The sequence below is a fragment of the Pseudomonas sp. genome (assembly GCF_049301935.1).
Classification (GTDB): Bacteria; Pseudomonadota; Gammaproteobacteria; order Pseudomonadales; family Pseudomonadaceae; genus Aquipseudomonas.
Window position 1 is genome coordinate 1 of record NZ_JBAQLP010000003.1, and the last position, 6,719, is coordinate 6,719.

Genomic DNA, 6,719 nt, shown 5'->3' on the forward strand with positions numbered 1-6,719 from the left:
GCGCCTGGCCGGGAAAGCTGGTGCGGATGATCACCTGGGTATCGGAAAGATCCGGCAGAGCGTCCAGTGGCGTGCTGCGCAGCGACCAGATGCCCAGCGCTGTGATAAAGAGGGTCGCCAGCAGCACCAGGAAGCGGTTGCCGATCGACCAGTGAATCAGGCGTGTGATCATGGCTGCTCTCCTTGCTTGTCGAGCCGCTCGATCAGCAGGCCGGTTTCCGTCTGCCGGGCGCCGATGCGCACGTGGTCACCGGGCTTGAGGCCTGCGGCCACCGCCTGGCTGGCCAGAGGAAAGGGCATGGTCATGCCGGGCATGTTCAGGCTCTCGAAAGGCCCGTGCTCCAGGGTAACCTGCTGTGCGTCCAGTGCCCGAATCACGCCATGGGACTCATGCAGCCCTGGGGCGAGACCCTGTTCCGCCTTGCCGGCCATGACCCCCTGCAGACTGGCCTCAGAATCGATCAGACACTGGCCGGAGATGACGACTGCTTGCCCTTCCGCCAGGCCGGACAACACCTCCAGGCGGCCATCGGCCTCGCGGCCCAGGGTTATCTCCTGGGGGCGGTAGCGTCCTCCTCCTTCGGCCAGCATCACCAGCGCCCGTTTGCCGGTGCGAATCACCGCCTCGCTGGGCACCAGTAGCGCGGGCTGCTCGGCTTCGCTCTTCAGGCGTACGGCGGCGAACATGCCGGGGCGCAACTTACCGGCAGGGTTGGGTAGCTCGCTGCGTACCGTGAGCGTGCGCGTTTGCGGATCGGGGCGACGGCTGTCGAGCGCTTAAATTGCGCAGCGATGAGTTCGTGCAGTGCATAGCTGGCCGGGGCCTTTTTCATCCATTGCTTCATGAGGTCGAGCACTTCGGGCCTGTTTGTCTGTGTCAGCGTGATGAGTTTGCTGGTGCTTGCCCCCACTGCACGAAAACCATCTCTGAACTGGATTGCTTCCGCGCTACTCTCAACACTCAGTTGATCGAGGATCTGATCAATGAACGCTGGAATCAACCGGATCGGCAGGTAGTACAAAGTGGATTCAGCGTCATCTTCGATCAGCAGGTCGCTTTCCCATGCCATAGCGGCAATCTGGGCCAAGTCAGTTGGTGCGCCGAAGGAGGTGAGTAAAGCATTCAGCTCCATTTGGATTTCTAGCGTTTGCTTGTTCAGCGTCAGCTGAAGCTTGGGACTTGGGGAAGAGGGTTGTGCTGTGGTGTTCATCGAGGGGTTCCTTGAAAAGGGGATAATCAAAATAATCTGAATATCTGTAAATCAGATATCTGTAGATTAGATATACCCTCCCTGGCTGTCAAGCTGTGAGGTAGTCCCCGTTGGAAAAGTCGGTGTATCGAGAAGAAAATCTGGTGCTGCTCAGGCTGCTGAAGCAGTGCAGGGTGGAAGCTGGGTTGACCCAGGCGCATTTTGCTCAGGTACTTGAGCGCCCGCAGTCTTTCGCGAGCGATATCGAGCGCGGTCTGCGTCGTCTTGATCTTGTTCAGCTGCGCGATATCTGCATTGCACTGAACATCGGCCTTGTCGAGTTTGTTCAGCGATTTGAAGATGAACTGGCGTTATCAAAAGGGGCAGGTGAGTAATACCTGCTCCCTCCGCAAGGGACTAGTGGCGCCCGTTCTGCAATGCTTGCCAGGCCCCGGCATAGAGGGCTGCTGCATCTTCGCTGAGTATGCGAATTGCTTGGATGCAGTTCTGCAAGTTTGAAGTGCTCAGCTCGTGCAGGTTCTGAGCAGTGCTGAGCGCACAAAGCACCCCGAGGAGGGCGGACTGACGAAGCGTTGCAGCATCGTAAAGATCGGATGCGAATGCGTCGCTGGGGTAGCCGATAACGCAGTGAGGGTCATCGTGATGGAATGGGGTGAAGCCATTTTTTGTGCCGCTATCGGCATGGTGGCCATCGAAGGCAGCTTGGTCGGCTTCGGTTTGCGAAGTGATGGTTTCATTCATGGTGTGATCCTCAGAACGGAATAGTTCTGCCACCCAACGCCAATTGGGTGAGCAGACCGCACGGGTTGGCGTACCGGTCTGAGGGCCGGCGCATCCGAAGATGCCCCGCACGGCCCGCCCATAAAGACACAGCCATGCTCAGGGCTAAATTCTGCTTAGCCCTGTCTCAGACCGGAACGCCAATCCCGTCCCCTATCGGGGAGCACAAACCTATTGGAGTGCTGCCTGAGTGTCAATCTGCAAGCGACAGCGTTCGCCGCTCTCTGGTGCAGAAAAATAAAACGGTACGCCGACTTATAATCGAGCCCATAAACGACGAAAGGCCGGCGCGATGCGTTGGTTTCAGTGCTAGTGCTGCATCCGCTGACGCTTATGACCCTGTGCTCAGCCCATCTACTAATGCGACGGCCTTTTGAAGGCGGTTGGCGGGAAGATGGCAGGCCTTTCGAAGTGGTGACCAATACGGTGACCAAAAATATTTTCCGAAGGTGGAAAAGAAAAAGGCCAGCACGATGGCTGACCTAAGTCGTTGTTTCATATGGTGGGCCCACACGGACTCGAACCGTGGACCAAAGGATTATGAGTCCTCTGCTCTAACCAACTGAGCTATGGGCCCTCAGAGGCGGGCGGATTATACCGGCGCCTTCTCGGCAGCGCCAACCGAATGGCGTGGGGTGAGGAAGTTTTGTGCGAAGGCGTCCGCATGGATGGCGCGGCTGATGACGAAGCCCTGGATCTGCTCGCAGCCTTCGGCAGCGAGGAACAGTTCCTGGGCTTTGGTTTCCACCCCTTCGGCAATCACGGTCAGTTGCATGCTGCGGCCTAGGGCGATGATGGCACGCACGATGGCGACGTCATTGCTGTCGTTGGGTAGGCCGCGGACGAAGGACTGGTCGATTTTCAGGGTGTCGACCGGCAGGCGCTTGAGGTAGCTGAGTGAGGAGTAGCCGGTGCCGAAGTCGTCGATGGCCAGTTGGATGCCCAGGCTTTTTAGCTGATGCAGCAGGCTGAGCGCTTCTTCGGCCTGGTTCATGATGAAGCTTTCGGTGATCTCCAGTTGCAGCAGTTGCGGGGCCAGGTTGTGGTCTTCCAGTAGGCTGGAGATGCGAACCAGCAGGTGCGGCTGGCGCAGTTGCACGCCGGTCAGGTTGACCGACAGCGGGCCGAATGGCGCGTGCTGGTGTTGCCATTGCTGCATTTGCCAGCAGGCCTGGCGCAGTACCCAGTCGCCGAGGGCGATGATCAGGCCGGTTTCTTCGGCCAGGGGAATAAAGCGATCCGGCGGTACTTCGCCAAATACCGGGTGATGCCAGCGCACCAGCGCTTCGGCACCGATCAGGCGGTTGCTGCTCAGGCTGCGCTTGGGTTGGTAGTAGAGCTGCAGTTGTTCCAGCTCGATGGCGCGGCGCAGTTCGCGCTCCAGGGCCATGCGTTCGGTGGCCTGGAAGGTCAGGTCGCGGGTGTAGAGTTCCACGCGGTTGCGCCCGCGCGCCTTGGAACGGTACATGGCGGCGTCGGCATTTTTTACCAGGGTGGCGACATCATCGCCGTCTTCCGGGTAGCGGCTGATGCCGATACTGGCGCTGATAAACAGTTCCTGCTCGTCGAACTGGAAGGGCAGGCTGAAGCAGTCGAGCAGCTTGTGCGCGACCAACTGGGCATCATCATCATGCTGCAAGCCGGGTAGCAGGATGATGAATTCGTCACCACCCAGGCGGGCCACGGTGTCGATATCACGCAGGTGGGCTTTCAGGCGTTCGGCAATGCTCTTGAGCAGTTGGTCGCCGACCGGGTGGCCGAGGCTGTCGTTGATATGTTTGAAGCGGTCCAGGTCGATAAACAGTACGGCGCCCATGCGTTTGTCGATGTGCGCGTCTTCGAGGGCGGCGCGCAGGCGGGCTTCGAACAGCATGCGATTGGGCAGGCCGGTCAGTGGGTCGTGATGGGCCTGGTGGTCGAGGCTGGCCTGGGCGTGTTTGAGCGAGCTGATATCGGCGAATACCCCGACAAAGTGGGTGATCTGCTGATCGCTGTCGCGCACGGCGCTGATGGTCAGCCATTCCGGGTAGAGCTCGCCGTTCTTGCGTTTATTCCAGATCTCGCCTTGCCAGTGCCCGGCGGCGCTGAGGTTGTGCCACATGGCGGCGTAGAATGCGCTGTCGTGGTTGCCGGAGGCGAGCAGGCGCGGCGACTGGCCGAGGGCTTCGGCTTCGCTGTAACCGGTGATGCTGGTAAAGGCGCGGTTGACCGCGGTGATGCGCTGCCGCAAGTCGGTGATCATCACGCCTTCGGCGGTGCTTTCGAAGACGGTGGCGGCCTGTTTCAGGTGTTCCTGCATCTGCTCGCGTTCGGTGACGTCGCGCGCGATGGTCAGCATGCAGGTGTCGCCTTCGATGGGGATCGGCTGTACCGACATCTCGCAGGTGCGCAGTGAGCCGTCGCGGGTGCGAATAAGGGCGCGGAAATCGCGTACCGAGCCGTGGCGTTTTACCTGGTCGAACATGCGCGTGCGGTCTTGCGGGTCAGCCCAGATGCCCAGTTGTAGGGTCGAGCTGTCGGTCGCTTCGTTGACGCTGTAGCCGGTGATGCGGCTGAAACCTTCGTTGACATCCAGCAGGTGGCCGTCGCTTAGGCGGGTAATCAGCAGGCCGTCGGGGGAGGCGTGGAAAGCCTTGGCGAATTTGTCTTCGGAGAGTTTCAGGCGCTGCTGGGTGTCCTTCAGTTCGCTGATGTCACGTGCCGCCACGACCAGGGTGGTGCTGTCATTTAGCGTGACTCGCTGCGCGGAAATCAGCGCGGTGAACTGGCCGCCGTCACGCCGGCGGAAGGTGCCTTCGATATTGTGCGCATTGCCCTTGCGCAGCATTTCCAGAATGCGTGGGCCGATGCCGTGTTCGATCCACAGGTTCAGCTCCGAGCTGGTGTGGCCGATGGCCTCGGCGGCGCTGATGCCGAACTGTTGCTCGAAGGTGTTGTTGACCGCCAGCAGGCGGCCGTCGTGCAGGTTGAGCAGGGCGATGATGTCTGGGCTGTTGTGGAACACCGAGGCGAATTTCTGCTCCGACAGGGCCAGCGCCTGTTCGGTGCGCTTGGTTTCGGTGATATCGATCAGCAGACCGCGCAGCATCTGACTGTCATCCCGTGGCGACAGCGTGACGATGTCGCGTACCCAGACCTCGCGGCCGTCAGCGGCAAGCATGCGGTAGTCCAGGCTGTGGTCGCGCCCGGCCTGGGTTTCACTGCGGCAATAGTCGAGGGTGCGGCGCACGTCGTCAGGGTGCAGGATGCGTTCGATAAAGCCGGGCTGCAGCCAGTCCTGGGGCGGATAGCCAAGCAGGCGCTCCGCCTGGGGCGCGACATAGGTGTAGCGGAAGTCGCTGGGGTCCATCTGCCAGGCCACGGCGTTGAGGCTTTCCACCAGGCCGCGGTAGTGCTGCTCGCTGTTGCGCAGCTCGCCTTCCAGCAGGGCGCGGCTGTGCATTTCACTGCGCAGGCGGTGGTTGATGCGCAGGATGCTGAAGATGATCAGCAAGGCTGCCAGCAGGCCGGGCAGGCCAAACAGCAGCAGGCTGCGCCAGAACGGGCGCTGGTCAAGCGGCTCACCCACCCAGCGTTGCTGGATGTCGGCGATTTCGCTGGGGGTGAGTTCGCCCAGCAGCTTGTCGAGAATGCCCGCCAGGATGGCTTGATCCTTGGGTACGGCCATGGCCAGTTGGTAGCGGTATGGCGTCTGGCCGCTGATGACGATGCCGTCGAGTTTGAGCTGGCGCAGGTGCCAGACGCTGGAGGCGAGGTCGCCGACCATCACATCGGCTTGCCCAGCGGCCAGTGCTTGCAGAGCGGCGGCCACACTGGGGCGCGGCCAGAGGCGCAGCTCGGGGTGTTTGTCGCGCAGCAGTTCGTGGGTGGCGTAGCTGTCGACCACGGCCACACGCAGCCCTTGCAGCTCGCGCAGTCTGCGCGGTTGCGGGCCTTGTTCCTGGCTCAGGATGACAATCGGGAAGTCTAGGTAGGGGCGGGTGAAGGTCAGGTACTGCTCGCGTTCGGGGGTGGCCATCAGGCTGGGCAGCAGGTGCAGCTTGCCGGTTCTGGCATCGGCCAGCACTGCGCTCCAGTTCTGTGCGGGGGCCGGGCGTAAGGTGATCGACAGGCGCTGTTCGATCAGGCGCACATAGTCGGCGGCGAGGCCCTGATACTGCTCATCGTCGTCGATAAATTCGTAGGGTGGCCAGCTGCGGTCAACGCCCAGGCTCAGTTGCGGATGCTCGCTCAGCCAGGTCTGCTCGGCGGGCGTCAGCTCCAGGCCGAGCGCGGGCATGGCCCAGCACGCCAGACACAACAGGAGGGTGGCTGCAACACGCGGCATGAGCTGGCTCGTTCGTTGGGCGATTAGGAAAAGTGTAGACCCGCCTGGCAGGCCTTGGTAGCTGCCCAGAATGCAAAACCCCCGGCAGGGCCGGGGGTTGTGGTGTTACTCGTCGAGGAAGGAGCGCAGGTGCTCGCTTCTCGTCGGGTGGCGCAGCTTGCGCAGCGCCTTGGCTTCGATCTGACGAATCCGCTCGCGGGTGACATCGAACTGCTTACCGACTTCCTCAAGGGTGTGGTCGGTATTCATGTCGATGCCGAAACGCATGCGCAGGACCTTGGCTTCGCGAGCGGTGAGGCCGCCGAGGACTTCGCGGGTGGCTTCTTTGAGGCTTTCCACGGTCGCCACGTCGATCGGCGATTGCATGGTGGAGTCTTCAATGAAGTCGCCCAGGTGGGAGT

The 6,719-nt window shown here is 61.2% G+C and carries 6 protein-coding genes, 1 tRNA gene and 1 pseudogene; 1 reads left to right on the forward strand and 7 read right to left on the reverse strand.

Annotated elements, in window-relative coordinates; translation table 11 throughout:
• From WA145_RS00285 to WA145_RS00295, 3 genes and pseudogenes are all read right to left on the reverse strand, one after another.
• A partial coding sequence (locus WA145_RS00285) for an efflux RND transporter permease subunit (protein ID WP_422579650.1) occupies positions 1-172 on the reverse strand: 172 nt, incomplete at its 3' end.
• Positions 169-756, reverse strand: a pseudogene (locus WA145_RS00290) (copper-binding protein); the annotation flags it as partial. The pseudogene WA145_RS00290 and the gene WA145_RS00285, both read right to left, overlap by 4 nt.
• Complete coding sequence (locus tag WA145_RS00295) at positions 666-1,211, reverse strand: hypothetical protein (protein WP_422579646.1); 546 nt, start codon at positions 1,209-1,211, stop codon at positions 666-668. The pseudogene WA145_RS00290 and the gene WA145_RS00295, both read right to left, overlap by 91 nt.
• 110 nt (positions 1,212-1,321) lie before the next feature.
• Here WA145_RS00295 and WA145_RS00300 point away from each other — a divergent pair, with 110 nt between their 5' ends.
• Positions 1,322-1,585, forward strand: a complete 264-nt coding sequence (locus WA145_RS00300; protein ID WP_310287170.1) for a helix-turn-helix transcriptional regulator — start codon at positions 1,322-1,324, stop codon at positions 1,583-1,585.
• Positions 1,586-1,607: 22 nt separating this feature from the next.
• Here WA145_RS00300 and WA145_RS00305 read toward each other — a convergent pair whose 3' ends face one another.
• The 4 genes from WA145_RS00305 to WA145_RS00320 all read right to left on the reverse strand — a co-directional run.
• Positions 1,608-1,952: a hypothetical protein gene (locus WA145_RS00305; protein ID WP_422579647.1), complete on the reverse strand. Its 345-nt coding sequence runs from the start codon at positions 1,950-1,952 to the stop codon at positions 1,608-1,610.
• A gap of 539 nt (positions 1,953-2,491) precedes the next feature.
• A tRNA-Ile gene (locus tag WA145_RS00310) sits at positions 2,492-2,568 on the reverse strand.
• Positions 2,569-2,583: 15 nt separating this feature from the next.
• Positions 2,584-6,318, reverse strand: a complete 3,735-nt coding sequence (locus tag WA145_RS00315; protein WP_422579648.1) for a bifunctional diguanylate cyclase/phosphodiesterase — start codon at positions 6,316-6,318, stop codon at positions 2,584-2,586.
• A 105-nt stretch (positions 6,319-6,423) separates the two neighbouring features.
• A partial coding sequence (locus tag WA145_RS00320) for a sigma-70 family RNA polymerase sigma factor (protein WP_422579649.1) occupies positions 6,424-6,719 on the reverse strand: 296 nt, incomplete at its 5' end.

What these genes read in the sequence shown, in the direction of transcription:
- WA145_RS00295 (WP_422579646.1), bottom strand. Translation starts at nt 1,211, where the DNA reads ATGAACACCACAGCACAACCCTCTTCCCCAAGTCCCAAGCTTCAGCTG.
- WA145_RS00305 (WP_422579647.1), bottom strand. Translation starts at nt 1,952, where the DNA reads ATGAATGAAACCATCACTTCGCAAACCGAAGCCGACCAAGCTGCCTTC.
- WA145_RS00315 (WP_422579648.1), bottom strand. Translation starts at nt 6,318, where the DNA reads ATGCCGCGTGTTGCAGCCACCCTCCTGTTGTGTCTGGCGTGCTGGGCC.